At 59.2% G+C, this 23,841-nt stretch carries 24 protein-coding genes; 12 read left to right on the top strand and 12 right to left on the bottom strand.

Annotation, left to right across the window (positions count from 1 at the left end):
- Positions 1-115: 115 nt before the first annotated feature.
- The 3 genes from ACP0GE_RS09710 (at position 116) to ACP0GE_RS09700 (ending at position 987) form a co-directional block, all read left to right on the top strand.
- Entirely contained in the window at positions 116-343 is a 228-nt protein-coding gene (locus ACP0GE_RS09710; protein WP_424831746.1) for a DUF1127 domain-containing protein, read from the top strand.
- Positions 344-386: 43 nt separating this feature from the next.
- Entirely contained in the window at positions 387-587 is a 201-nt protein-coding gene (locus tag ACP0GE_RS09705; RefSeq protein WP_424831745.1) for a DUF1127 domain-containing protein, read from the top strand.
- Positions 588-801: 214 nt separating this feature from the next.
- Positions 802-987 (top strand): hypothetical protein, encoded by a 186-nt coding sequence (locus tag ACP0GE_RS09700; RefSeq protein WP_424831744.1) that lies wholly within the window; start codon positions 802-804, stop codon positions 985-987.
- 156 nt (positions 988-1,143) lie between these two features.
- Here the strand turns inward: ACP0GE_RS09700 and ACP0GE_RS09695 are convergent, their stop codons facing one another.
- Genes ACP0GE_RS09695 through ACP0GE_RS09680 form a run of 4 tightly spaced genes read right to left on the bottom strand, consistent with a single transcriptional unit; the run spans position 1,144 to position 4,635 of the window.
- Complete coding sequence (locus ACP0GE_RS09695) at positions 1,144-2,286, bottom strand: saccharopine dehydrogenase family protein (RefSeq protein WP_424831743.1); 1,143 nt, start codon at positions 2,284-2,286, stop codon at positions 1,144-1,146.
- Positions 2,287-2,289: 3 nt separating this feature from the next.
- Positions 2,290-3,345: a saccharopine dehydrogenase gene (locus ACP0GE_RS09690; protein WP_424831742.1), complete on the bottom strand. Its 1,056-nt coding sequence runs from the start codon at positions 3,343-3,345 to the stop codon at positions 2,290-2,292.
- 14 nt (positions 3,346-3,359) lie between these two features.
- Positions 3,360-3,974, bottom strand: a complete 615-nt coding sequence (locus tag ACP0GE_RS09685; RefSeq protein ID WP_424831741.1) for a glutathione S-transferase family protein — start codon at positions 3,972-3,974, stop codon at positions 3,360-3,362.
- 10 nt (positions 3,975-3,984) lie between these two features.
- A complete protein-coding gene (locus tag ACP0GE_RS09680; RefSeq protein ID WP_424831740.1) occupies positions 3,985-4,635 on the bottom strand; it encodes a histidine phosphatase family protein in 651 nt (216 codons plus the stop codon).
- A 139-nt stretch (positions 4,636-4,774) separates the two neighbouring features.
- Between ACP0GE_RS09680 and ACP0GE_RS09675 the strand changes: the two genes are divergently transcribed.
- The 4 genes from ACP0GE_RS09675 to gcvP all read left to right on the top strand — a co-directional run bounded on the left by ACP0GE_RS09675 (position 4,775) and on the right by gcvP (position 10,715).
- Entirely contained in the window at positions 4,775-5,959 is a 1,185-nt protein-coding gene (locus ACP0GE_RS09675; RefSeq protein WP_424831739.1) for a Zn-dependent hydrolase, read from the top strand.
- A gap of 241 nt (positions 5,960-6,200) precedes the next feature.
- Positions 6,201-7,298: a glycine cleavage system aminomethyltransferase GcvT gene (gcvT, locus tag ACP0GE_RS09670; protein ID WP_424831738.1), complete on the top strand. Its 1,098-nt coding sequence runs from the start codon at positions 6,201-6,203 to the stop codon at positions 7,296-7,298.
- Positions 7,299-7,316: 18 nt separating this feature from the next.
- On the top strand, positions 7,317-7,682 hold the full coding sequence (gene gcvH / locus ACP0GE_RS09665) for a glycine cleavage system protein GcvH (protein ID WP_424830542.1): 366 nt from the start codon (positions 7,317-7,319) through the stop codon (positions 7,680-7,682).
- 177 nt (positions 7,683-7,859) lie between these two features.
- Positions 7,860-10,715: an aminomethyl-transferring glycine dehydrogenase gene (gene gcvP, locus ACP0GE_RS09660; RefSeq protein WP_424830543.1), complete on the top strand. Its 2,856-nt coding sequence runs from the start codon at positions 7,860-7,862 to the stop codon at positions 10,713-10,715.
- Between the two features lie 44 nt (positions 10,716-10,759).
- Here the strand turns inward: gcvP and ACP0GE_RS09655 are convergent, their stop codons facing one another.
- Entirely contained in the window at positions 10,760-12,028 is a 1,269-nt protein-coding gene (locus ACP0GE_RS09655; RefSeq protein ID WP_424831737.1) for a cytochrome-c peroxidase, read from the bottom strand.
- A 15-nt stretch (positions 12,029-12,043) separates the two neighbouring features.
- On the opposite strand from ACP0GE_RS09655, the gene ACP0GE_RS09650 reads away from it, so the two are divergent.
- On the top strand, positions 12,044-12,514 hold the full coding sequence (locus ACP0GE_RS09650; protein ID WP_424831736.1) for a tetratricopeptide repeat protein: 471 nt from the start codon (positions 12,044-12,046) through the stop codon (positions 12,512-12,514).
- A gap of 4 nt (positions 12,515-12,518) precedes the next feature.
- Here the strand turns inward: ACP0GE_RS09650 and ACP0GE_RS09645 are convergent, their stop codons facing one another.
- The 7 genes from ACP0GE_RS09645 to ACP0GE_RS09615 all read right to left on the bottom strand — a co-directional run bounded on the left by ACP0GE_RS09645 (position 12,519) and on the right by ACP0GE_RS09615 (position 18,906).
- The gene (locus ACP0GE_RS09645; protein WP_424831735.1) at positions 12,519-13,223 is read right to left on the bottom strand and encodes a phytanoyl-CoA dioxygenase family protein; all 705 of its coding nucleotides are present in this window, start codon (positions 13,221-13,223) and stop codon (positions 12,519-12,521) included.
- 100 nt (positions 13,224-13,323) lie between these two features.
- Positions 13,324-14,391 (bottom strand): TRAP transporter substrate-binding protein DctP, encoded by a 1,068-nt coding sequence (gene dctP, locus ACP0GE_RS09640; protein ID WP_424831734.1) that lies wholly within the window; start codon positions 14,389-14,391, stop codon positions 13,324-13,326.
- A 24-nt stretch (positions 14,392-14,415) separates the two neighbouring features.
- Positions 14,416-15,705 (bottom strand): TRAP transporter large permease, encoded by a 1,290-nt coding sequence (locus tag ACP0GE_RS09635; RefSeq protein WP_170378746.1) that lies wholly within the window; start codon positions 15,703-15,705, stop codon positions 14,416-14,418.
- Positions 15,706-16,293 carry a TRAP transporter small permease gene (locus ACP0GE_RS09630; RefSeq protein WP_424831733.1) on the bottom strand — a complete coding sequence of 196 codons (588 nt, stop codon included), beginning with the start codon at positions 16,291-16,293 and terminating at the stop codon, positions 15,706-15,708.
- A gap of 53 nt (positions 16,294-16,346) precedes the next feature.
- Positions 16,347-16,862 carry a flavin reductase family protein gene (locus ACP0GE_RS09625; RefSeq protein ID WP_424833832.1) on the bottom strand — a complete coding sequence of 172 codons (516 nt, stop codon included), beginning with the start codon at positions 16,860-16,862 and terminating at the stop codon, positions 16,347-16,349.
- Complete coding sequence (locus tag ACP0GE_RS09620; protein ID WP_424831732.1) at positions 16,862-17,752, bottom strand: aldo/keto reductase; 891 nt, start codon at positions 17,750-17,752, stop codon at positions 16,862-16,864. Before ACP0GE_RS09620 ends, ACP0GE_RS09625 begins: the two co-directional genes overlap by 1 nt.
- Positions 17,752-18,906, bottom strand: a complete 1,155-nt coding sequence (locus ACP0GE_RS09615) for an LLM class flavin-dependent oxidoreductase (RefSeq protein WP_424831731.1) — start codon at positions 18,904-18,906, stop codon at positions 17,752-17,754. Before ACP0GE_RS09615 ends, ACP0GE_RS09620 begins: the two co-directional genes overlap by 1 nt.
- A gap of 107 nt (positions 18,907-19,013) precedes the next feature.
- Between ACP0GE_RS09615 and ACP0GE_RS09610 the strand changes: the two genes are divergently transcribed.
- From ACP0GE_RS09610 to serA, 4 genes are all read left to right on the top strand, one after another.
- Positions 19,014-19,724: a GntR family transcriptional regulator gene (locus ACP0GE_RS09610; protein ID WP_424831730.1), complete on the top strand. Its 711-nt coding sequence runs from the start codon at positions 19,014-19,016 to the stop codon at positions 19,722-19,724.
- 12 nt (positions 19,725-19,736) lie between these two features.
- Positions 19,737-20,834, top strand: a complete 1,098-nt coding sequence (locus ACP0GE_RS09605) for a Gfo/Idh/MocA family protein (RefSeq protein WP_424831729.1) — start codon at positions 19,737-19,739, stop codon at positions 20,832-20,834.
- 196 nt (positions 20,835-21,030) lie between these two features.
- The gene (locus tag ACP0GE_RS09600) at positions 21,031-22,185 is read left to right on the top strand and encodes a phosphoserine transaminase (RefSeq protein ID WP_424831728.1); all 1,155 of its coding nucleotides are present in this window, start codon (positions 21,031-21,033) and stop codon (positions 22,183-22,185) included.
- Positions 22,186-22,242: 57 nt separating this feature from the next.
- On the top strand, positions 22,243-23,838 hold the full coding sequence (serA, locus tag ACP0GE_RS09595; protein WP_424831727.1) for a phosphoglycerate dehydrogenase: 1,596 nt from the start codon (positions 22,243-22,245) through the stop codon (positions 23,836-23,838).
- Positions 23,839-23,841 lie beyond the last annotated feature (3 nt).

The raw sequence follows: 23,841 nt of genomic DNA, 5'->3' as shown, positions 1-23,841 counted from the left end.
TGTGTTTCGGGAAATTGTAAACGGGTCTTAATCCTTCTGCCTGCGATCCGTTAACCTGCACCTCCTTTATGTGAGTTCAGAACATCACTGAACAATCACATCAAAGGAGACAGGCATGGCATACGCACAGACAATCACCCCCCGGAGCAGCCTTTTTGCGAGCCTGTTCTCCGGCTATTCGAATGCAAAGGCTGAGTTTGCCCGGCGCAGGATGTTTGGAAAAACCATCCGTGCGTTGAATGCTCTGAGTGATCGGCAACTGGCCGATATCGGAATCCCGCGAGAGCATATTAACCGCCACGCTTACCTGAGAATCTACGACCAGCGACGCCATCTGCAGTAGGCAGGCCGCTGCAAGTCACCGATAGAGAAGGGAGGATATGACGATGCTGGATACAAACGTAACCGTTGAGACTGGAGTGCCAAGCAGCGCCTTGCTGTTGTTTGATCGGGCTATGACCATGCGGGCGATCAGCGGAGATATTGTACGCGCTGCGCAAGAGCTCAATCGCCTGTCGGATCATGAACTGTCCGAACTGGGTATCAATCGAACCGACATCGAGGACGTCATAGCACAATACATCTGATGTTATCTTCGGCATGCAGATGACGCAGGCCCGCAGGGCAATGCAGACATTGTAAAGCCATTCCGACCGTGTCGGGATGGCTTTCTTTGTGGGCGCTGGCTTGGGCAACACGCTACTTTATGGCAACAGGCTGAATGTGGATTTAATGTTAAGGTACTGGACATACATAGTTAACTATGGCTAGGTCAGCCTAGTTTAACTTCAGGTTGATTAAATGTTACCAGGTTCCCTTGATAAAAAAGCCTCCGTTAAGCTCTCAGTTGTTCGTATTCTTTTACTACTTTTGATTGTACTGATCACCGCGCTGGCTTATGCGCGCGTCCAAAGCAAGCCCGCGGCAGAGATGTGCGACAACGCCGATCACCAGGTCGCACAGGCATCGGACACCTGTGAGGAATAACTGACCTGCATGTCTTGCCTGAAGACACGGTCTTGATCCCCGATCACCGCCTGTCTGCCGACAGATGACGTTTGGCAGAGCGGGAATAATTGATCCGGGCTGAAACCTTTCCCAACCAACGACGTTTTATTGCCTGGGAAAGGTGCCGTGAATGAACTAGTCGGAGTGATCCACAATTTGCAGGTGCTGCGCCAGCGTATCGATCTGCGCCATCCAATCCTGCACCAGTTTAGGATCACTCGGGGCGGCATGAACCCCCGCTGGGATGGCGCGGTTCAGAACGGCCTCGACAGCCAGAGAAACCGGAATTGAAACCAGACGCGCCATTGCGGTGCCGCGATCGTCGCCCCAGGCATCCATGACATAGGTTTTGTGCCAGACTTCGATACCGTCCTTCTCGGCCTTCAGGCCCACGCACAGAACCACACGATCCGGTTCGCCTTCGTCATAGGCGTTTTCCGCCCAGAACTGATCAGACATCTCTTGCAGGCGCGCATCGCCTTCGGGGCCTGACAGGGTTTCGATTTCACGAAACACATCTGACCACGCATCTGCCCAACCGTTCAAACGCAGGGTGCCACGGACGAACTGTTTGACCGGCCAGTGATCCTCGAAATGGTACTGGGCCATGAAGGGGAGTGAATCGCGGTTGGGGTAGACCTCAAAACTCTCGGGCGTGGGTAGCGGAGCGATGTAGCTGGTGATTGCATCCCACGGCCGAGCCACATCCAGCGGGGCATAGTCGCGGATCGATTTCGATGGCGAACGCAGGGCTTTCAATACGCCCAGAGGCGACCAGCTGAATTTGTAGCGGAACGGGTTGGGGTTCTTTGGAATGCCGCCGCAATAAGAGATGAAGCTCAGGTGGTTTTGCGGATCGAACCTGTCTGAGGCACGGTAGTCGGCAACCAGCGCGTGCGCCATCAGATGGTCGATGCCGGGGTCCAGCCCGACCTCGTTAACCAGTGCCACACCAGCCTCACGCGCCTTGTCGTCCAGCGCGCGCATTTCAGGTGCGATGTATGACGATGAGACGAAGTTGGCCTCATTCGAGATCGCCAGTTCCGCCAGAGGCACATGCCAGTCGCCGGGTAGCATCGAGACGATGACGTCGCCTTTTTCCAGTACCTCTCCAAGCACATCGATGTCGAAAACGCGAATGTCGTCGGTCAGATCTCCGACCTCGGCCTTGGCCTTGTCGATGGTCCGGTTCCAGACGGTGACCTTGTGCCCGCCTTCAATGAGGCGGCGCAGGCCGGGGATGGCCGAAAGGCCGGTGCCACACCAGTGAATCGTCATCGCTCAAATCCCTTCGATATGCGTTTTGTAGGTGGCTTCTGCCCGGCCCCAGACGCCACTGTTCAGATCGGTCAGGGTCATCAGCGAGGGCAGCAGCTGCGCCGCGTAGTCATCCGAACTTTCGACCGGCAGCATCGACGGCAGGTTGTCGATTGCCATCACGTCCATCACCGGGTCGGTGGCCACGCGCAGGGCGGGGGCCTCCCACGTGGTGGCGCGGTCATAGACGGTAACCGGGTTGTAATCGCTGTCCGGGTCGCAGGCCACGTCGCCGATGGCGGTCAGGTTGCGCGGGGCAGTCAGTGCCTCGCGCGGAACAAAGATCGGCGTGCCGGGGCGCGCGAAGATGCAATTCAGGAACAGATCGTGGTCAAGGATTTCCGGGAACGGCCCGCCGCTGGCGGTCTCGGCCATGTCCCATTTGGTCACTGATACGCCCATAGCTTCGCACAGGTCAGCGGCACCGGTGCCAACACGGCCCAAAGCGCCGATGACAATGGCGCGGGGGCGCTGGGATCCGGTTGCATCCAGTTCAGTCAGCAACTCAGCATTTAGCGCGTCCTTGCTGGGATAGACACCAACCGGTGGGCATTCCTGATCGCGTTGCTGCGCCGCCCATGTTTTCAGCGTGACCGCAGCACCCGCGTAACCTGCCCAATAGCCGAACGCAGCGACGCGGCGACCATCTTCATCCACGAGATATTCCAGATCGTAAAGCGTACCGCCCCCGGTCTTGAAACGTTCCAGCAGTGCACGGCCCGAGTGTTGCCCCTTATAGGCGTGGCCGAACATGATGTGGCGATGGGGCAAGGGTGTTCCGTCTTCGGGCAGTTCCTTTAGGCCGAATATGACCGCATCCAGCGGGGCATCGGGCCAGGAATTCTCAGCCGCGATCTCGCAACCTGCACCCTTGTAGCCGTCAATCGGAATGGCGCGAACAGAACTTTCCTCGACCGTCACACGAATGCCCGCCGCAATCAGCGCAGCGGCTCCTTCGGGGGTCAGCCCGACCCGTTCCTCGTTCGGGCGCTGTTCTGCCCGGACCCAGAGATGTGTCATTCCTATTCCTTTTGTCAGAGCATTCCGGCGGCGCGGACCGCCTGAACCGAAGGGCGCGCCTCCATCGCATCGCGAAAGGCGAGAATCCTGGGGAAGGCCGAGAGTTCAACACCGTCGCCTTCAAGCCAACTGCAGACCACGTAGAGATATGGGTCGGCCAGCGAGAACGCCTCGCCCAGCACAAACGGCCCGCGCAGCCCCTTCGAAGCGATATAATCGCAAGACGCCGTCATCGTCTGTGTGACTTTGCCTTTCATATCCTGCCAACTGGATTTCTTATCTGCCCAGCGGTGCCCGCGCATCCCATGCGCGTGGTTCACATGCATGGTCGAGGCGAGATAATACATCACTTCACGCATCCGCGCGGCCATGACCGGATCTTCGGGGGCCAGCCCGGCCTGTGGCGCAATCGCGGCCACATAATCCAGAAGTGCCCCGGTTTCGGTCAGGATGCCACCATCTACCACCAGCGCCGGGACACGGCCTTTGGGATTGATCTGCTTGTAGGCGGGTTTTGTGTGCTCACCGCCTGCAAAATCCAGTTCGATGGCTTCGTAATCCAGCCCCGCCTCTTCCAACGCAATCGCAACGGCGACCGAGATTGTACGAGGTGCATAATAAAGCTGCATTGGGGCCTCCTTACAGATGGGTTTGCGCGTATTGCCGGTCGGGCGCTTCCAGATGGGGCACCGCGTTGAACAGAACCGGGCTTAGCTGCGCGCCAATCGGATGCAGACGATGCATCGACGTATTCATGATGGCAAGAGCCACGCGCGCCATAGCGGGAATATCCAACCCCATCGCCTGCCGCACCACCATCGAGATCAGCCCACCCGATGTGACAACGATGGCCGGGCCGCTGCCCGCCCCGATCTCATTCAGGGCATCACGAACGCGGGATTCGAATTGTTCGAACGTTTCCGGGGTGTCTTCAATCTCGCCATTGGCCCATGCGGCGAAAGTATGGGGCAGATGCTCGACAAACCCTTCGCGGTCGCTGGGTATTGGAACGCCATGCTGCTCTTCGTACAGTTTCGCGATGTTGAAATACTCGATCTCGTTCAGGCGAGCGTCGCAAATTGGGCCCGTCAAACCCATACTGGCAGCAGTCTCGACGTGGCGGGTCAATGTCCCGCAATAGACCCGCGGGTGATGCGCGCGCGTGTCGCGCAGATGCGCGCCCAGCCAGCGCGCCTGTTGATGGCCCAGCTCGCTGAGCTTGTCGTAATTTGCCTCATCCCGCGCGGCGGTGTTGGCCTGCCCGTGGCGGACCAGTGTGATATGTGACATGTCGTATCCTCTTGGGCCGAAGTCTTAGGGCAGGGGCCGCGAAGGGGCCAGAGGCGTTTCATGCTGCGTGGAAAAAATCCTCGCCCAGATCCGATTTCTGGCTATGGTCGCCGCAACCTTTTGCTCCGGAGGACCCTGGATGGCTGTCGATCACAAGCGTTTTCTGGCGGATTTGCACAAGTTGCGTGAATTCGGAGCTTCGGGCGTCGGCAAAGGCGTAATCCGCCCGGCCTATTCGGATGCGGATATCGCAGCGCGCAAGTGGCTGGCAGAGCGGATGATCGGAGCCGGGCTGGCGCCGCATTTCGATCCGGTGGGAAACCTGTTTGGGTTGGCAGAGGGTACCTCGCTGTTAATGGGATCCCATTCCGACAGCCAGCCCGAAGGCGGCTGGTTGGACGGTGCGTTAGGGGTCATCGCCGCGCTAGAGATTGCGCGCTCCTGTGACCGTCCGATATCGGTTGTCAGTTTCCAGGATGAGGAAGGGCGGTTCGGCGTGACAACAGGCTCGGCCGTGTGGTCGGGCGGTTTGCCGCTGGAGCATGCGGACGGATTGACCGACGGGGCGGGAATAACCTTTGGGGCTGCGCGCTCTGCCATGACTGATTTGTCGCAGGGTTTTGTTGATCCGGCCCGGTTCAGCGGTTTCATCGAGATGCATATCGAACAGGGCCCGTCTCTGGATGCGTCAGGGGATCAGATTGGGGTTGTGACCGATATCGTCGGCATCCGGGACATGTCGATCACATTTCAAGGCCAACAGAACCATGCAGGCACCACACCCATGCATCTGCGGCGTGATGCGTTTCAGGCTCTGTCCCTGTTCAACACGCGTCTGAACGACCGGTTTCGCAACGTTGTGACACCGCAAACAGTCTGGACCATCGGGCGTGTCGATCTGCATCCCAACGCATCGTCCATTGTGCCCGGGCGTGTGCGGTTCTCGATGCAATGGCGCGATGGCGATGCCGACAGGTTGGCACGGATGGAGGAGATCATTCGCGCCACCGCGCAGGAGGTGGCAGATCAACAGGGCTTGGTGTTGGAGTTCGGTCCGCTGTTGGGATTGGAACCCGTTGCCATGGATACGACGTTGCGCACCGCGCTGGAAAACGGTGCCGGGCGGGTCGCCCCGGGTAAATGGCGCAAGATGCCTTCGGGCGCGCTGCATGATGCAACAAACCTGTCCCGGTTGATGCCGGTGGCCATGTTGTTTGTGCCCTCGATCAACGGAATCAGCCACGATTTTGCCGAAGACACCGCCGAACGTGATCTGGTCGCCGGGCTAGACGTGTTGGAACACGCCGTCCAGGCACTGGTTTGATCCTGCATTGGGCCTGAATCTCATCGGGGAACCTTGTTGACTACCTTCGTCCCTGGGGCAGTGTTGCCTAACGGAAAAAAGTTTCCTATAGGAACATTCTGGGTGCATGCGCCCGTATACAGTCCTGCTCTACGGGTGGCGCTTCGACCTGAAAATTGGCTGGAATCGTTGCAATCTTTGCAACTTGGGTCAGACTGACGAAGATGCGTTCCAGCCCTTTAGGTACGAAAAGGTATTCGCCATGACAGAGTCTCCAAAACGCACGCCTCTCCACGCATTGCACGTTGAGTTGGGAGGAAAGCTGGTTGATTTTGCTGGTTGGGAGATGCCTGTACAGTATCCTTTGGGGATTATGGGGGAGCATAAGCAGTGTCGTGAGAAGGCGGCGTTGTTTGATGTGTCTCATATGGGTCAGGTGATTTTGCGGGGCGAGAATGTGGGGGAGAAGCTGGAAGCTTTGTGCCCGCAGGCCTATGCGACGCTGAAAGAGGGCAAGGCGCGGTACGGGTTCTTTACCAACGCGGACGGCGGGATCATGGATGATTTGATCGTGTCGAATGCGGGGGATCACTATTTTGTGGTGGTGAACGCGGCGCTGCGGCATCAGGACATTCCGCATATGGAAGCGAACCTCGAAGGTGTCGAAGTGACCGAGATCTTCGACCGGGCTCTGGTGGCTGTGCAAGGTCCCGCAGCGGAAAACGTCGTCGGCGAACTCTGCCCTGCGGCGCGGGATCTGAAGTTCATGGAAACCACCGTGGCGGATATCAACGGCGTTGAATGCCGTATCTCGCGTCTGGGCTATACCGGCGAGGATGGCTATGAGATCTCGATCCCCGAGGACAAGGCGATCGAGATCAGCAAGGCCTTCCTGGCCCATGAGGACTGTGAACCAGCGGGTCTGGGCGCGCGCGACAGCCTGCGGCTGGAGGCGGGTCTGTGTCTCTATGGCAATGACATTGACCAGAGCACCTCACCGATCGAGGCCTCGCTGGGCTGGGCGATCCAGAAACGCCGCAAGGAAGAAGGCGGTTTTCCGGGCGCGGATCGCGTGCAAAAGGAACTGGCCGAGGGCCCCGCACGCAAGCTGGTGGGCATCAAGCCCGAAGGTCGCGCCCCGGCGCGTCAGGGTGTGGAAGTGCAATGTACCAATGGCAACACCATCGGTCAGATCACCTCGGGCAGCTTTGGCCCCACGGTGGGTGGCCCGGTGGCGATGGGCTATGTGAGCAAAGGCCATGGCGAGCCGGGCGAGAAGGTGAACCTGATCATCCGGGGCAAGGCGCAACCGGCGCAGATCGTGGCGCTGCCCTTCGTCAAACAGAATTACAAGCGTTGAAGTCAGGAGAGAGACAACATGGCAACCTATTATTCCGAAGAGCATGAATGGCTGACCGTTGAGGGCGACACCGCCACGCTGGGCATCACCAAACATGCCGCCGAGCAGTTGGGCGAAGTGGTCTTTGTCGAGCAGCAGGAAGCGGGCGACGAGTTCGAAAAGGGTGGCGAGATCGGCGTGATCGAATCCGTCAAGGCAGCCTCGGAACTTTATGCCCCGGTCGATGGCGAGATTACGGAAGTCAACGAAGCGCTGGCCGACAATCCCGGCGCGCTGAACGAAGATCCCGAAGGCGAGGCCTGGATCTACAAGATCAAGATTGCGGACGCGGCGCAGCTGGACGACCTGATGGACGAAGCCGCCTACAAAGCCTTCATCGGCTAACCACATTCGGAGCCCCGCCTTTGGGGCTCCCCCCGCTTCATCAGGGGCTTCCGATTGGGGCTCCGCCCGTTCGGGCCTGAATCTGTCCCCCGGACAGATTCAGGGACGGCCCTCACCCCCCGCCGGAGGCATCTGCCTGCCCGGTCGGACCTGACCTATTCGACAGGAGCGCAACACATGGCCTTCAAACTGACCGATTACGAAGCCTATGACTTCGCCAACCGCCGCCACATCGGCCCGTCGCCCACCGAGATGCGCGACATGCTCAAGGTGATCGGCTTCAAGACGCTGGACGAGCTGATCGACGCCACCGTCCCGCCTGCGATCCGGCAGAAAGAGCCGCTGGACTGGGGTCCGGCGATGACCGAGCGCGACGCGCTGTTCCACATGAAAGAGGTGGCGAGCAAGAACACCGTTCTGACCTCGCTGATCGGTCAGGGCTATTACGGCACCACAACGCCCGCGCCGATCCTGCGCAACATTCTGGAAAACCCGGCCTGGTATACCGCCTACACGCCGTACCAGCCCGAGATCAGCCAGGGCCGTCTTGAGGCGCTGCTGAACTTCCAGACCATGGTCAGCGACCTGACCGGGCTGGACGTGGCCAACGCGTCCTTGCTGGACGAAGCCACAGCCGCGGCGGAGGCGATGGCGATGGCCAAGCGCGGCGGGCGGTCCAAGGCCAACAACGCGGCCTTCTTTGTCGATAAGAACTGCCACCCGCAGACCATCGCGGTCATTAAAACCCGCGCCGAGCCTCTGGGCATCGACGTGCAGGTGGGTGACCCCGACAGCCTTGAGGCCGGTGCCGTCTTTGGTGCGATCTTCCAATATCCCGGCACCCACGGTCACGTGCGCGACTTCACATCGGAAATCGCCGCGCTGCATGAACACAAAGCCATCGCCATCGTCGCCGCCGACATCCTGTCGCTGGCGCTGCTGAAATCCCCCGGCGAGATGGGCGCGGATATCGCCATCGGTTCGACCCAGCGCTTTGGCGTGCCGATGGGCTATGGCGGGCCCCATGCTGCCTATATGGCAACCACCGACAAGCTGAAGCGCTCGATGCCGGGCCGGATCATCGGTGTCAGCATCGACAGCCGTGGCAACAAGGCCTACCGCCTGTCGCTGCAAACCCGCGAGCAGCATATCCGGCGTGAAAAAGCCAACTCGAATGTTTGCACCGCGCAGGCGCTGCTGGCGGTCATTGCCTCGATGTATGCGGTTTATCACGGTCCCGACGGCATCAAGGCCATCGCGCAATCGGTGCACCGCAAGACCTCGCGCCTGGCGGCTGGTCTGGAAGAGGCGGGCTTTGCCGTTGAGCCGGAAGTGTTCTTCGACACCATCACGGTTGAGGTTGGCCACCTGCAAAAAACGGTGATGGAGGCCGCCGTGGCGCGCGGTGTGAACCTGCGCAAGGTCGGCGATACACGCGTGGGCATCAGCCTGGACGAACAGACCCGGCCCGAGACCATCGAGGCCGTCTGGGGTGCCTTCGGCATTGACCGCACCGATGACAGCTCGAACGTGGCCTATCGCCTGCCGGATTACGCACTGCGCGAAAGCGAATACCTGACCCACCCGATCTTCCATCAGAACCGGGCCGAGGCTGAGATCACCCGCTATATGCGCCGTCTGGCCGACCGCGACCTGGCACTGGACCGGGCGATGATCCCGCTGGGGTCCTGCACCATGAAGCTGAACGCCACGATCGAGATGATCCCGGTCACCTGGCCCGAGTTCGGCAATCTGCACCCGTTCTGCCCCGAAGATCAGGCGCAGGGCTATCATGAGATGATCGCCGACCTGAACGACAAGCTGTGCCAGATCACCGGCTATGACGCGATCAGCCAGCAGCCCAACTCGGGCGCGCAGGGGGAATATGCGGGCCTGCTGACCATCCGCAACTACCACTTTGCCCGCGGCGAAGGGCAGCGGAACGTCTGCCTGATCCCGACCTCGGCGCATGGCACCAACCCGGCCTCGGCGCAGATGGTGGGCTGGCAGGTTGTGCCGGTTCTGGCGGATGAAAACGGCAATATCGACCTCGCGGACTTCCGCGCCAAGGCGGAAAAGCACTCGGATCATCTGGCCGCCTGCATGATCACCTATCCGTCCACCCATGGCGTCTTTGAGACCACCGTGCAGGAGGTCTGCCAGATCACCCATGACCATGGCGGTCAGGTCTATATCGACGGGGCCAACATGAATGCCATGGTCGGTCTGTCGCGTCCGGGAGACATTGGCGGCGATGTCAGCCACCTGAACCTGCACAAGACCTTCTGCATCCCCCATGGCGGCGGCGGCCCCGGCATGGGTCCGATCGGCGTCAAGGCGCATCTGACCGAACACCTGCCCGGCCACCCGGAATACGGCACCGCCGTGGGTCCGGTCTCGGCGGCACCCTTTGGCTCGCCGTCCATTCTGCCGGTCTCATGGGCCTACGTGCTGCTGATGGGCGGTGCAGGTCTGACGCAGGCGACCAAAGTGGCGATCCTGAACGCCAACTACATCGCGGCGCGTCTGAAAGACGCCTATCCGATCCTCTACACGTCCGAGACGGGCCGCGTGGCGCATGAATGCATCCTCGACACCAGACCGCTGGACGCCGAGGCGCATGTCAGCGTCGACGATGTGGCCAAGCGCCTGATCGATTCAGGCTTCCACGCGCCGACCATGTCCTGGCCGGTGGCGGGCACTCTGATGGTCGAGCCCACCGAGTCCGAGCCCATGGCGGAACTCGACCGCTTCTGCGATGCCATGCTCTCGATCCGATCCGAGGCGCAGGACATCATCGACGGCAAGATCGACGCGGAAAACAACCCGCTGAAAAACGCCCCCCACACGGTGCGCGATCTGGTCGGCGACTGGGACCGGCCCTACACCCGAGAACAGGCCTGCTTCCCTCCGGGCTCCATGGGCGTCGACAAATACTGGTCCCCCGTCAACCGCGTCGACAACGCATATGGCGACAGAAACCTCATCTGCACATGCCCTCCAATGGACGCATACCAAGACGCAGCCGAGTAAAAACACAAACAATAAAAACCCCCGCCACAAAAGGCGGGGGTTTCTTAGGGTTTAAATCCTTCGGGCACGCCGAAGGGGGGTGTATCGACACTTGTCCCGGTCAGGGCGTTCAGGAATGTGACAAGGTTGTCGATTTCGGCGTCTGTCAATTGAACGGGGATAATGTCGATCTTGTTGCGCATCCGCTGCATCTCTGGTTGATCCTGCCAGACGATGAAGTCCGCCTTTTGCAACCATGGAACCTTGGGTAGCGCTGCCATATTCGGGGTCCATTTTGCGAGACTGGCCTGTGGGTTCAGATGGTGGCGGATCATGCTTTCGAGATCGGGAAACGCGCCGTTATGACCATAGGGCGCGGTCAGGGCGACGTTTCGCAGCATGGGAGTGCGGAAACGGTAGGCGTCTTCGATCCGGTTGCTTTCGCTCATACGGCCCACATCGCGTGCGTAGGGGTCCCATTGGCGGGTGCGGCCGGGGCCAAACGGGGGCAGGGCCAGAGCATGGAATTTCTGATCCGACATTAGGGGACCAGAGTGGCAGGACGAACAGTTTGCCTTGCCATAAAACAGGTTCATGCCGTCCTTCTGAGCGCTTGTCAGGGCCGACGTGTCTCCTGCCAGATACCGGTCAAAAGGGCTATCGGTGCTGCGCCATTCGATTGCCATGAAGGCGGCCAGGGCGTTGGCGATCTGGGAAATGGTGATGTCTTCGGTGGTGCCGACCTCGTTAAAGGCAGCCACCATGGCGGGGCCATAACGCGGGTCCGTACGCACACGCTTGGCAAGGATGGGCCAGCCTTTGTCGATACGGTCGTGAACGGCGCCCGTCACCTCGTTCTCGGCGACATTCCCGGCCATCTCAAATTGCGAGGTCAGCGGAAACAGCGCCTGCGCGGCCAGAAGCGAATTCAGTCCCTCTGGCAGCCATTCCTGCGCCGGAGAATTAAAACCGTTGCCGTAGATGTCCGAGATGCTCAGGCGACCATCATGAAAGACAGTATGGATATCCCGCGCGCCGAGGTTCCACAGCCCCGGCGAATTGCGTGGGATGCGTTTGCGGATCTTATTTGCTCCGAAGCCGGGCGTGCGGTCTGGGCCAAGCCCTTCGCCACCTTCGCCAATCCCTAACGATAGCCCGTCGGATGTGCCGAAATCCGGATGGTGGCAATGGGCGCAAGATATGTTCAGGTTGCCCGACAGGATGGGGTCGTAAAACAGTTGATGACCGATGGCGGCCTGTCCCATATCAAAGGGGAGGAAGTCATCATCGGTCAGCGGGCGCGGCAACTCCTGTGCCGCCGAAGTCCCAGCCAAAAGGAAAGCAATCCCATGCGCCAGTTTGTATTTGCCCTTTGCCTGTTTGCATCCCCGGCGCTGGCTGAATTGGAACAGGCGCGCGATCTGATGGAGGCCGGAGAGTTTGAGGCCGCGCGCGAGGAGCTGCTGCCCGCCGCGCGGTCGGGCAATGCGGAAGCCGAGGAACTGATCGGCGTTATGTACGGGCTGGGCCTTGGGGTGGAACAGGATTATGAACGGGCGTTCGAATGGTATCTGCGCGCCTCGATGAAGGGTCATCCCGGGGCGCAGTCGGGCGTTGGCTGGTATTACGAGCTGGGTCTGGGTATGCCCGCGCCCGATTTGGTGCGGGCGTATATGTGGTATACGCTCAGCGCCATTGGCGGCGATCCCGACGCGGCGATCAGCCTTGAGGAAGTGGTTAAGAAAATGTCGCCGGAGCAGATCGAAAGAGCGCATATCCTCGTGAACGATTACAAAGGGTGGATGTACCCTTTCAGATGACGGATCAGGCCCTTAACGGTTTCGCAAACCGTTTCGGGGCGTTGGTTTCCGGGTCGATAATTGGGCCCGAGGAATATTGGCATACAAAGGCCCGGCGTGGATTTTGTGTTGTGTTCGCACCTGAACTGTGGAGCGTCAGGCTTGAAAACGCCACGATAGTACCAGCCTTGCAGGTCATCGGGGTTCCGGTTTCTGAGCCAAAATATCCGTTGAGCTCGTTGCTATCATCCTGCCATTCATGCCGGTCAAGGCCCGGCTCGGCATCGATATCGCGTGGCAGAATGTAAACGCAGCCATTCTCTTCAGTTGCGTCGTCTACTGCGATCCATACGGTCAGATAAGGCACGTGATCAAAACCAACATACGCCCCGTCTTGATGCCAGGCAAAACTTGCCCCTTTGCCTGCCCCTTTGACCACGAATTGTTCATTGAACAACATCGGGTCTTCAATTCCGCAGGCACTGGTGATCTCGGCGATTTTGCTGCCCAGCAGGAATTCCTCGAGTCGAGGAAATTCGGCGTGCCGGTGGCGCAGAAAGCGACGCGCATCGCCCAGTCCGATTTTGTGCACGTTCCCGCCACCATCATGTGCTGGCTCTTCTAGCAGCGCGTCGCAGGTACCGCGCAGCATCTGCAATTCTTCGTCACTCAATGCGTTCTCAAATACGAGGTAACCTTGACGGCGAAATGCGTCGGATTGATCAAGCATGCTGGGTCTCCCGAGCGAAAGATCTGGGTTTGATTGGGCGATTCAGTGGGTCCGTCGCGCGCGACATTTGCCGCGCGCAACAATTTTGAGCTGCCAGAGCTTATTGCGTTTCAGCAGCGCGCGTCGCCGCGATTTCCGCTTCGGCCTCGGCAACGGCTGCGACAAGCGCGTCAAAGGCCGCTTCGCCACCATCTACATTGGCTTTGAACCAGTCATACACAGGGGCCGCTGCCTCTTTGAAGGCCGCTTTCTCTTCTGGAGTTGGCACATAAAGGTCCCCGCCTTCGGCGACGAAGTCTTCATAGGCTTGAATCGACTTACGCTTGGGTGATGCAAAGGTGGCCTGCTGAAGCTGATAGAAGCCATCGACAATGACATTTCGCAGTTCTGGCGGCATCGACATGAACTTTTCGTTGTTCATGAACCACAACGCACCCATGTAGGCGTGCCCATCCAATGTGACATATTTCAGACCGGCATCCGGGAATTTCATACCCATGATATCGGTGATGCCGTTCTTGGAACCTTCGACAACACCAGTCTGGAAGCTGGTGAACAGTTCTGGCCACGGGATCGGGGTCGGGGATGCGCCCAGTGCTTTCACCAGTTCCTGCGGCAGGTCGGCGACCACGGTGCGGATCTTCAAACCTTCCATGTCTGCGGGGCTGGCCACGCGGCGCTGCGTGTTGGCAAAATTGCGCCATCCGCCGGTATTACCGATGGTCATCAGACGTAATGCACCGCCCGAGTTTTCGGCGACCATCTCTTGCATTTTTGTGACGAAGGGCGAGCCGTTGGCCAGCGCTGCTTCCGCAACGCGATCATCTGACATCAGATAGGGCAGGTCTAGAACCTGCACGAAGGGGAAGATGCCTGATGTCCCACCCGAGGTCTGAATGACAATATCGATCTGACCCTCAGCAACACCCTGAAGGCATTCTGCGCCGTTCGAACAAAGTTGCGTCCCGATGAACAACTCGACCTCGATCGCACCGTTCGAGGCGGCCTCGACATAGTTCTTGAAGACGATGAGGCCGTCATAGTCCTCGTCATTTTCGTTCGAGTTTGCGGTCGCGCGTAGTGTGTAGTCGGCAGCTGTCGCCGCGATGGCAGAGACGGCTACCAGCGATGTGGCCACCGCGGCGGTTTTGATAAAGTTTCTGAGCATGCGTTTCCTCCCTGTGGAACTCAGTTAGTTGGCAAATCCCGTTATCCTCGGGATCGTCATGGATAGTGCGGGGATGTAGGTGATCAAAAAGATCACGATGATTTCGACCGCCAGGAACGGCAGGATCGCCTTGGCGATGGTTTCAACCCGTTCCCGTGACACGGCAGCGGCCACGAACAGGACCAAGCCCATGGGCGGCGTGGCGAGGCCGACGGTCAGGTTGACGCTCATGATGATGGCGAAATGGATCGGGTCGACGCCAAGGCTTGTGAAGATCGGGCCAAGGATGGGCCCAAGGATGATGATCGCGGGACCTGCGTCGAGGAACATGCCAACGATAAATAGCAGCAAGTTGATCAGGAATAGCAGGATCAGCGGGTTTTCCGACAGGCTGAGGATCAGCGAGGCCAGTTGTTCCGGCGCATGGCTGAGGCTGACCACGGTTTTGAATGCCATAGCGGCACCGACCAGCAGCAGCACGACGGCTGAGGTCATGCCTGCGTTGCTGAGCACCTCGGGCACCTCTTTCCATGTCAGCGTGCGCAGGACGAAGAAGCCGATGATGAAGGCATAGCCCACCGCAACAGCAGCGGCTTCGGTCGGGGTGAAGATACCGCCTAGAATACCGCCCAGAATGATCACCGGCGTCATCAGCGGAAAGAAGGCTTTGAGGCTCGCCTGACGCCGCTCGGGCCATGTGTATTTGCGGCTGGCGACCGGAAAGTCGTATCGGTCAGCCATCAGCTTGATCATCAGCATCAGACCAACGCCGACCATCACGCCGGGCACGATGCCTGCAAGGAATAGGGCGGCGACACTCTCGCCCATCACATAGGCGTAGATGATCATGATGCCCGAAGGTGGGATAATCGGTCCGATCACGGAGCTGGCCGCCGTAATCGCCGCAGCGAATTTGCGGGTATAGCCCTGTTTCTCCATCGCCGGGATCAGCATTGACCCCAAAGCGGACGTATCGGCCACCGCAGACCCCGAGAGGCCCGCGAACAGGATGGAACTCAGCACGTTCACATGCGCCAGACCGCCCCGCAGGTGGCCCATCAGGGCCTGAGAGAACTCAACCAGACGGATGGTGATGCCGCCCCGGTTCATCAGCTCTCCGGCCAGCATGAAGAAGGGGATCGCCATCAGCGGAAAGCTGTCCATGCCATTGTAGACATTGCGATACAGCAGCGTGATGTCGTTGGTCTGGCCGTTAAGCCACAGAAGGATGCCAGGCGCGGCCAGAAGGGCGAAAAAGACCGGCAGGCCGATCAGCAGAAAAATCAGGAAAGTAGGCAGGAACCAAATCAGCATTTATTCGGCCCCCACTGCAGCTTCGGGAATTTCTGGCAACAGGTGCCCTCCGCCCAGAAGGGTGACGAAGGATCGCAGGATCAGTTCGATATTCACCGAGATCAGCAGGACAACCCCCACCAGCAGCGAGGCCATCATCCAGCTGCGTGGAATGCGGTACCATTCGTCGAAACCGAAAGAGGTCGGCAGATACAGGGCCGCGGTCGCGAATTTACCACCAAAGCCGGTAACTTCGGACCAGCCGATAGTGACCGCAACCAGCAGGACGGCCAGAGAAATCAGCAGCAGTACCAGATTGAGTGAAAGGCCCAACACGCGCGGCAGGAACCGCTGCAGCATATCGATGGCAACAAAACCCCCGCGACGGAACGCGGTAGGGGCCATCAGGCCGGTCATCCAGAGCATACAGAACCGGGCGGCCTCATCCGGCCACGGCAGAGCGTTGCCCAAGACATATCGAAAAAACACCTGGATCAGGATTGCGATGACCATGAGTGCAATCGCAACGACTCCAACCGCGCGGCCCAGACGCAGCACGGTTTCGTTCACGATTGCAATCGGTGCAAGCACCGTTGCCAGTCCGCTCATGCGGATCCTCCCTTTTTCAGCCGCGGGTTTGTCCCGCGGTCGTCAGATCGCGCTTAGGGCTGCGCGAATTGGCCGAGTTTCCCGGCATAAAAGGTCAGCGCGTCTCCATCCGCCATGCTGGCCTTAAGGACTTTTCCAACGACAATGACGTGGTCTCCTGCGTCGTGGTATGCATGCTGTTCGCACTCGAACCGCGCCAAACAATCAGACAGCAAAGGGGTGCCGTTCTCGCACCTGTCATGCGCGATGTCGCGCAGTGCGAACGCGTCCTTGGAACAGCCAAAACACAGCTCGGCCTGTTCCGAGGACAGCACATGCACGCTGAAATGGCGGGCTTTGTGGAAATAGGGGAAGCGGCGCGAGTTGCGGTCACCCGCCCACATGATCAAGGGCGGGTCCAGTGACAGAGATGAAAAGCTGTTGGCCGTAATACAAACAGGGCCGTCCGGGCTGTCGCAGGTCACGATGGTGACGCCGGTGGCAAACCGGCCAAAGGCATCGCGCAGGGTGCGGGTGTCGTCCTTATGCGGAACGAATGTGTGGGTCATGTCCTTCGAGATTGCATTCATCATGGTACCTCTTGTCCCAGTGCCGCCTCGTACAGGCGGAACCAGCTCTCGCGATCCAGATTGACTTTCAATGCGTCGGACGCGCGTTTGATGCGGTCCAGGTTGTTGGTTCCCAGCACTGGCAGTATGCCAGCAGGATGGGCCAGCAGAAAGGCCACGGCCACGGCGGCACGATCCACGCCGAATTCGGCTGCGATTTCATCGGCGACAACGCCGACAGGCGGATTTCCGGCCATCAACAAGCCACCGCCTAACGGAGACCACGCCATGATCGGTTGCCCATGCTGTTGATGGAAGGCCAGATCGCCATTAGTGAACGGACGAATCTCGCCCAGGGAGATTTCGATCTGGTTGGTGACCAGTTGCGTCTTCATCGCCGATTGCAGCAGCGTCCAATCCCAGGGGCGGAAGTTGGATACTCCGACGGCGCCCACTTTGCCGCTGGCAACGACCTCATCCAGTGCAGCACCGGTTTCATGGTGATCCATCAGGGGATCAGGGCGATGGATCAGCAGCAGGTCGATATGATCGATAGCCATTTCCGACAGAGATATATCGACCGATTTCAGGATATGCGCGCGTGAGGTGTCATAGTATTTCACCTTTGCATCCGCATATCGGCCGACAGGCACGACGATGTCACATTTGGTGACGATTTCCATCTGTTTGCGCAGGCTCGGGTTGGCCCGCAACGCGGCACCCAACACAGCCTCGGCTGCGTAGCCGCCATAGATATCGGCCTGATCGAAAGTGGTGATGCCCTGATCCAGACAGGCCTGAATCTTGGCCTCGACATGGCTTGCTGACGTGTCCGTGTCATCGCCCAGCCGCCACATGCCATAGACAAGGCGACTCATTTCCAGCGTGTCGGATAGTTTCACACGTTGCATCAGCGGCGTTCTCCGTTGCCCAGCGGGGTCGCAGGGGTGTTTGCAGGCACGCGTCCATAGGCCTCGGGCAGCGAGCATGTCTTCAGATTTGGCATGACACGGGCGCCGAAATGACGGGCTTCGTCCATGTGCGGGTAACCCGAGAAGATGAAGGCGCGGATGCCCATCTTTTGGTATTCCTCAATCTTGGTCATGACCTGATCGGTTGATCCAACCAGAGCCGCCCCGCACCCGGAACGCGCCCGGCCGACGCCTGTCCACAGGCCGGGTTCGACATAGCCATATTCATCCGCCAGATCGCGGTTCTTGGACTGATGCGCGACACCCAACGAGGTCGCGTCCAAAGCCCGTTCGCGGATGGCGCGGCCATATTCGTCGTCCAGCTTCGAGACGATGTAGTCGGCGTATTCCTGCGCTTCAGCCTCAGTATCGCGGACGATCATGTGAACGCGCAGGCCGTAATCCAGCGTGCGGTTGTAGTTTTCGGCTACCGCATGAACGGCTTTCATCCGTGCGGCCAGTTGGTTCTTTGTCTCCGGCCACATCAGATAGACGTCGCAATGCTCGCCACACAGGTCCAGCGCGGATGGCGAATACCCTCCGAAATACAGCAGCGGTCCGCCGGTCTGATAGGGTTTCGCCGGATCGGTCGTCAGGCCCTCGAAGTTATAGACCTCGCCCACATGGTTGATTTCATCCTGCATCCAGGCCTTTTTCAGAATCTCGACCACTTCGCGCGAGCGTTGATAGCGGAACGCACTGTCGGCTTTCTCGCCGGGGAAATCGGACGAGATGATATTGACGGTCAGGCGCCCCTTTAGCATGTGATCCAGCGTAGCAATGGTGCGGGCCAACATGATCGGCTGCATCTCACCGCAGCGCACGGCGGCCAGCAGGTTGATTTTTTCGGTGATTGGCGCACAACCAGCGACAAAGCTCAGCGTGTCCTGACCAACCTGATAAGAAGAGGGGCACAGGATGTTGCGGAACCCCTGCGCCTCGGCCTCTTTCACGATGCCCGAGCAGTGATCCCAACTGGATCGAAGATCCCCGTCCGGAACCCCCAGAAACTGATAATCGTCCGAGCACAGCGCTGCAAACCACGAGACCTCAGCCGCATCCAGATCGGGGGATGTGATGGGGACGATGGTCATTTGATTCGTTCTCCGTGCATCTTTTGACTTTCCTCTTGCGTAGCAATCACTTTGATGTAGATCAATAGTGTATCAATTTTTCCCGCGACTCAGTGAAGCGCTCCAGAATGACCACCAACAGCCGAAACCCCAACGCCCTGCCGGTTTACATCCAGATCGCGGAGCTTCTGATCCGCGATATCGCCGCTGGCCGCCTGATCGATGGTGAACGTCTGCCGCCCGAACGGGACATGGCCGCAGGTCTTCAAGTCTCGGTCGGGACGCTGCGAAAATCACTTGCTGAGCTTGAGAAAAAGGGGATGTTGGAGCGCATTCAGGGCTCGGGCAATTACGTGCGCGAGACCGGAACCCAGAATAGTGTCTACGCAATGTTCCGGCTTGAACTGCCCCAGGGCGGCGGCTTGCCGCGTGCGGATATCCTGTCGGTCGATCAACTGAGGAAGCCCGCCGACCTACCGCAATTCGGGAAATCCGAACGGGGATCGCGGGTGCGCCGGATGCGCTATCTGAATGACACAATTATCGCGGTCGAGGAAATCTGGCTGGACGAATCAGCCGGTCAGGTCGATCAGGCGCTGCTTTCGGATTCGCTCTATCGTTATTACCAGCGTCAGCTTGGCTTCTGGATCACGCGGGCCGAGGACCGGGTCACAGTGCGGCCATTGCCAGACTGGACCCCGCCCGGGTTCACCAAACCTGCGGGCGACATGGCCGGATATATCGAGCGGTTCAGCTGGTCGGACAGGCCCGAGCCTGTGGAATTCTCAAAAACATGGTTCGATCCGGATCGGGCCACTTATGTCCAACGTTTGAAGTAAAAGGAAACCTGCATGACCCGGACCATAAACTACGGGCTGATCGGATGCGGCATGATGGGGCAGGAGCATCTGCACAATATTGCGTTGCTTGACGGCACGCGTGTCTCAGCGGTCTACGAACCCGATCCGGAGATGGCAAAAGCTGCACAGGGCATAGCGCCTGACGCAACTATGGTGAGGTCCGTACAGGAATTACTGGCGGTCGAGGATTTGGATTGCTTGGTCATTGCCAGCCCCAACCATCTGCATGTGGACCAAATCTGTGAAATTGCGGCGACACGCCCTCTGCCTTTGTTGGTAGAAAAGCCGTTGTTCACGGACCCGCAGGATATGGCACGGCTGGAGCAGCTTTACGGCAGCTATCCACACCCTATTTGGGTGGCAATGGAATACCGCTATATGCCGCCGATCGCTGCGCTTATCGATAAGGTCGATAAGACGGGCGGCGTCAGGATGCTGACGATCCGAGAGCATCGGTTTCCGTTTCTCGAAAAGATCGGGAACTGGAACCGTTTCAACCGGAACACAGGCGGAACGTTTGTCGAGAAATGCTGCCACTTCTTCGACCTGATGCGGTTGATCCTGCAATCGGACCCGGTTCGGATCACTGCCAGCGGCGGACAGGCCGTGAACCATCTGGACGAAAATTATGGCGGAGAGACGCCGGACATTCTGGATCACGGGTATGTTCTGGTCGATTTCGCCAATGGCACACGCGCCATGTTGGAATTGTGCATGTTTGCCGAAGGCGCACGTTATCAAGAGGAAATCTCGGCCGTGGGGCCAAAAGCAAAGATCGAAGCGTTGGTTCCTGGCCCGGGCCGGTTCTGGCCCGGTCACCTGGGAGAGCCGCCAGTGCCGCAGGTGATTGTCAGCCCGCGTGATCCAAAGGGACCCATTGTTCAGGACATCCCCGTTGACCCACGCCTTTTGGCCGCAGGGGACCACAACGGCTCGACCTTTTATCAGCACCAAGGGTTTCTGGAGCTTTTACGCGGTGATCGGGCGGCACCGGACGTGACTCTGAACGACGGTCTGTGGGCGGTTCGCATGGGGCTGGCGGCGCAGCAGGCGCTGACAGCAGGAGAAGCCGTTCGATTGGCGCGCTGACCTTTTCGCAACCAGACTCCGTTCTGGGTGGGATTTGCGCCTATCGGAAACATGCGTTCCGAAATCGCCCCCAGAGAGGTGTCGTTTTTCGATTCTGAAGCGTCTTTTTCGCTTGCTGGCGCGGCAAGTGGGTTTTAGCCCTGTCCGTGGGACACCCCTCCCCAACGAGGGGCGTGTATCTGGAAGGGTAATACAGATGAGTATTCAACAACCGGCAACGCGGCCGGCGAATCCGCGTTTTTCCTCGGGCCCTTGCGCCAAACCCCCTACATTCGAGTTGTCCAAACTGGCCGATGCCGCGCTGGGTCGTTCTCACCGCGCTGCTGTTGGCAAGGATAAACTGAAAGCGGCCATCGAAGGCACGCGTGAGGTGCTGGGCATTCCGGCAGACTACAAGATCGGCATCGTTCCCGCCTCGGACACCGGCGCGGTCGAGATGGCGCTTTGGTCGCTGCTGGGCGAACGCAAGGTCGAGATGCTGGCATGGGAGAGCTTTGGGTCTGGCTGGGTCACTGATGTGGTCAAGCAGTTGAAGATCGACGCTGAGGTGAAGACTGCGGATTACGGACAGATCGTCGATCTGGCTTCGGTCGATTTCGCCAATGACGTGGTGTTCACATGGAACGGCACCACCTCGGGTGTACGAGTGCCGAATGGCGACTGGATCGCGGATGACCGTCAGGGTCTGACGATCTGCGACGCGACCTCGGCGGCCTTTGCGATGGACCTGCCGTGGGACAAGCTGGATGTGACCACCTTCAGCTGGCAGAAAGTACTGGGTGGCGAGGCGGCCCATGGGATGTTGATCCTTTCGCCCCGCGCTGTGGAGCGGTTGGAAAGCTATACCCCCGCATGGCCGTTACCAAAGATTTTCCGCCTGACCAAAGGCGGCAAGCTGATCGAAGGTATCTTTACCGGGGCCACGATCAACACGCCCTCGATGCTGGCGGTCGAAGATTACCTTTTCGCTTTGGACTGGGCACGCTCGGTTGGGGGGCTGCAAGGGCTGATCGCGCGTGCCGATGCCAATGCCGGAGCCGTGCATGCGTTCTGCGACCAAAATGACTGGATCGCCAATCTGGCCGAGGATGCAGCGACGCAATCCAACACTTCGATCTGTCTGAAGTTCACCGACGCCCGCATTCAGGACGGTGGCACCTTCGCCAAAGCCGTGGCCAAACGGCTGGAGGCCGAGAATATAGCACTGGATATCGGCGCCTACCGCGACGCGCCTGCCGGTCTGCGCATCTGGTGCGGTGGTACGGTCGAAACCTCGGATATCGAGGCGATGTTGCCCTGGCTGGCTTGGGCCTTCGAGGCTGAAATCGCGGCGCAGTCTGAGGCTGCCTGACTTTTGACCGGGCCGCCCAAGGCCCGGACCTTCCATACAATTCAAGGATCAGAGAATATGGCTCCCAAAGTACTCGTATCCGACAAGCTCAGCGAAACCGCCGTGCAGATTTTCCGCGACCGCGGCATCGACGTGGATTTCATGCCCGATCTGGGCAAGGACAAAGACAAGCTGGCCGAGGTGATCGGTCAATATGACGGCCTCGCCATCCGCTCGGCCACCAAGGTTACGCCGACCATTCTGGAAAAGGCCGACAAGCTGAAAGTCATCGGTCGCGCCGGGATTGGCACGGATAATGTCGACAAGGATGCGGCGTCGAAAAAAGGTGTGATCGTGATGAACACGCCGTTCGGCAACATGATCACCACCGCTGAACACGCCATCGCAATGATGTTCGCCGTGGCGCGGCAGATCCCAGAGGCCAGCACCTCGACCCATGCAGGCAAGTGGGAAAAGTCCAGGTTCATGGGGATCGAGCTGACCAACAAGACCCTCGGCGTCATTGGTGCGGGTAACATCGGTGGTATCGTGTGCGAACGCGCGCTGGGTCTGAGGATGAAGGTTGTTGCTTATGATCCCTATCTGGGCGAAGAGAAAGCAGCTAAAATGGGCGTGGAAAAGGTCGAGCTGGACGAACTGCTAGCGCGTGCTGATTTCATCACGCTGCACGTGCCGCTGACCGATCAGACCCGCAATATCCTGAACCGCGAGAACCTCGCCAAGACCAAACCCGGCGTGCGCATCATCAACTGCGCCCGCGGTGGTCTGGTCGACGAAGACGCTCTGGCAGAGGCGCTGCAATCGGGCCATGTCGCCGGGGCTGCCTTTGACGTGTTCAGCGAGGAACCGGCCAAGGAAAACGCCCTGTTCAACCTGCCCAACGTTGTCTGCACACCCCACCTTGGTGCGGCCACGACCGAAGCGCAGGAGAATGTGGCGCTGCAGGTGGCCGAGCAGATTTCGAACTACTTGCTGACCGGCGCGGTAGAGAACGCTCTGAACATGCCCAGCGTCACGGCCGAAGAGGCCAAGGTGATGGGCCCATGGATCAAGCTGGCAGGCCATCTGGGCAGCTTCATCGGCCAGATGACGGATGAGCCGATCAAGGCGATCAACATCCTCTATGACGGTGTTGCCGCCGAGATGAACCTGGCCGCGCTGAACTGCTCGGTTGTGGCTGGCATCATGAAGAAATTCAATCCCGAGGTGAACATGGTCTCGGCCCCGGTTGTGGCCCGTGAGCGGGGCATCCAGATCTCGACAACCAATCAGGACAAATCCGGTGCCTTTGAGGGATACATCAAAGTAACCGTTGTGACCGAAAAGCGCGAGCGTTCCATCGGTGGTACTGTGTTCAGCGACGGCAAGCCGCGCTTTATCCAGATCAAGGGTATCAACATTGATGCTGAGGTCGGTGCGCATATGCTCTACACCACCAACGAAGACGTGCCGGGCATCATTGGCGCGCTGGGTCAGACCATGGGCGAGAACAACGTCAACATTGCCAACTTTACCCTTGGCCGGGCCGAGGCTGGGGGCGAGGCGATTGCGCTGCTTTATGTGGATGAACCCGTCCCGGCTGAAGCACGTGCCAAGTTGGCGGAAACGGGCCTGTTCACCCAGATCAAACCATTGGAGTTCGACGTCGCTTAAAGG

This window comes from Ruegeria sp. (assembly GCF_965243365.1).
In the GTDB taxonomy this organism is placed as follows: domain Bacteria; phylum Pseudomonadota; class Alphaproteobacteria; order Rhodobacterales; family Rhodobacteraceae; genus Ruegeria.
This window is presented reverse-complemented; position numbering and strand designations above follow the sequence as displayed.

Excerpts from the sequence above, each read along its gene's own strand:
- dctP (WP_424831734.1), bottom strand. The coding sequence starts at position 14,391 with ATGCTCAGAAACTTTATCAAAACCGCCGCGGTGGCCACATCGCTGGTA.
- ACP0GE_RS09710 (WP_424831746.1), top strand. The coding sequence starts at position 116 with ATGGCATACGCACAGACAATCACCCCCCGGAGCAGCCTTTTTGCGAGC.
- ACP0GE_RS09635 (WP_170378746.1), bottom strand. The coding sequence starts at position 15,705 with ATGCTGATTTGGTTCCTGCCTACTTTCCTGATTTTTCTGCTGATCGGC.
- gcvH (WP_424830542.1), top strand. The coding sequence starts at position 7,317 with ATGGCAACCTATTATTCCGAAGAGCATGAATGGCTGACCGTTGAGGGC.
- ACP0GE_RS09675 (WP_424831739.1), top strand. The coding sequence starts at position 4,775 with ATGGCTGTCGATCACAAGCGTTTTCTGGCGGATTTGCACAAGTTGCGT.
- ACP0GE_RS09605 (WP_424831729.1), top strand. The coding sequence starts at position 19,737 with ATGACCCGGACCATAAACTACGGGCTGATCGGATGCGGCATGATGGGG.
- ACP0GE_RS09685 (WP_424831741.1), bottom strand. The coding sequence starts at position 3,974 with ATGCAGCTTTATTATGCACCTCGTACAATCTCGGTCGCCGTTGCGATT.
- ACP0GE_RS09695 (WP_424831743.1), bottom strand. The coding sequence starts at position 2,286 with ATGACGATTCACTGGTGTGGCACCGGCCTTTCGGCCATCCCCGGCCTG.
- ACP0GE_RS09630 (WP_424831733.1), bottom strand. The coding sequence starts at position 16,293 with ATGAGCGGACTGGCAACGGTGCTTGCACCGATTGCAATCGTGAACGAA.
- ACP0GE_RS09625 (WP_424833832.1), bottom strand. The coding sequence starts at position 16,862 with ATGAATGCAATCTCGAAGGACATGACCCACACATTCGTTCCGCATAAG.
- gcvP (WP_424830543.1), top strand. The coding sequence starts at position 7,860 with ATGGCCTTCAAACTGACCGATTACGAAGCCTATGACTTCGCCAACCGC.
- gcvT (WP_424831738.1), top strand. The coding sequence starts at position 6,201 with ATGACAGAGTCTCCAAAACGCACGCCTCTCCACGCATTGCACGTTGAG.
- ACP0GE_RS09645 (WP_424831735.1), bottom strand. The coding sequence starts at position 13,223 with ATGCTTGATCAATCCGACGCATTTCGCCGTCAAGGTTACCTCGTATTT.
- ACP0GE_RS09700 (WP_424831744.1), top strand. The coding sequence starts at position 802 with ATGTTACCAGGTTCCCTTGATAAAAAAGCCTCCGTTAAGCTCTCAGTT.
- ACP0GE_RS09620 (WP_424831732.1), bottom strand. The coding sequence starts at position 17,752 with ATGCAACGTGTGAAACTATCCGACACGCTGGAAATGAGTCGCCTTGTC.
- ACP0GE_RS09705 (WP_424831745.1), top strand. The coding sequence starts at position 387 with ATGCTGGATACAAACGTAACCGTTGAGACTGGAGTGCCAAGCAGCGCC.
- serA (WP_424831727.1), top strand. The coding sequence starts at position 22,243 with ATGGCTCCCAAAGTACTCGTATCCGACAAGCTCAGCGAAACCGCCGTG.
- ACP0GE_RS09615 (WP_424831731.1), bottom strand. The coding sequence starts at position 18,906 with ATGACCATCGTCCCCATCACATCCCCCGATCTGGATGCGGCTGAGGTC.
- ACP0GE_RS09610 (WP_424831730.1), top strand. The coding sequence starts at position 19,014 with ATGACCACCAACAGCCGAAACCCCAACGCCCTGCCGGTTTACATCCAG.
- ACP0GE_RS09650 (WP_424831736.1), top strand. The coding sequence starts at position 12,044 with ATGCGCCAGTTTGTATTTGCCCTTTGCCTGTTTGCATCCCCGGCGCTG.
- ACP0GE_RS09680 (WP_424831740.1), bottom strand. The coding sequence starts at position 4,635 with ATGTCACATATCACACTGGTCCGCCACGGGCAGGCCAACACCGCCGCG.
- ACP0GE_RS09600 (WP_424831728.1), top strand. The coding sequence starts at position 21,031 with ATGAGTATTCAACAACCGGCAACGCGGCCGGCGAATCCGCGTTTTTCC.
- ACP0GE_RS09690 (WP_424831742.1), bottom strand. The coding sequence starts at position 3,345 with ATGACACATCTCTGGGTCCGGGCAGAACAGCGCCCGAACGAGGAACGG.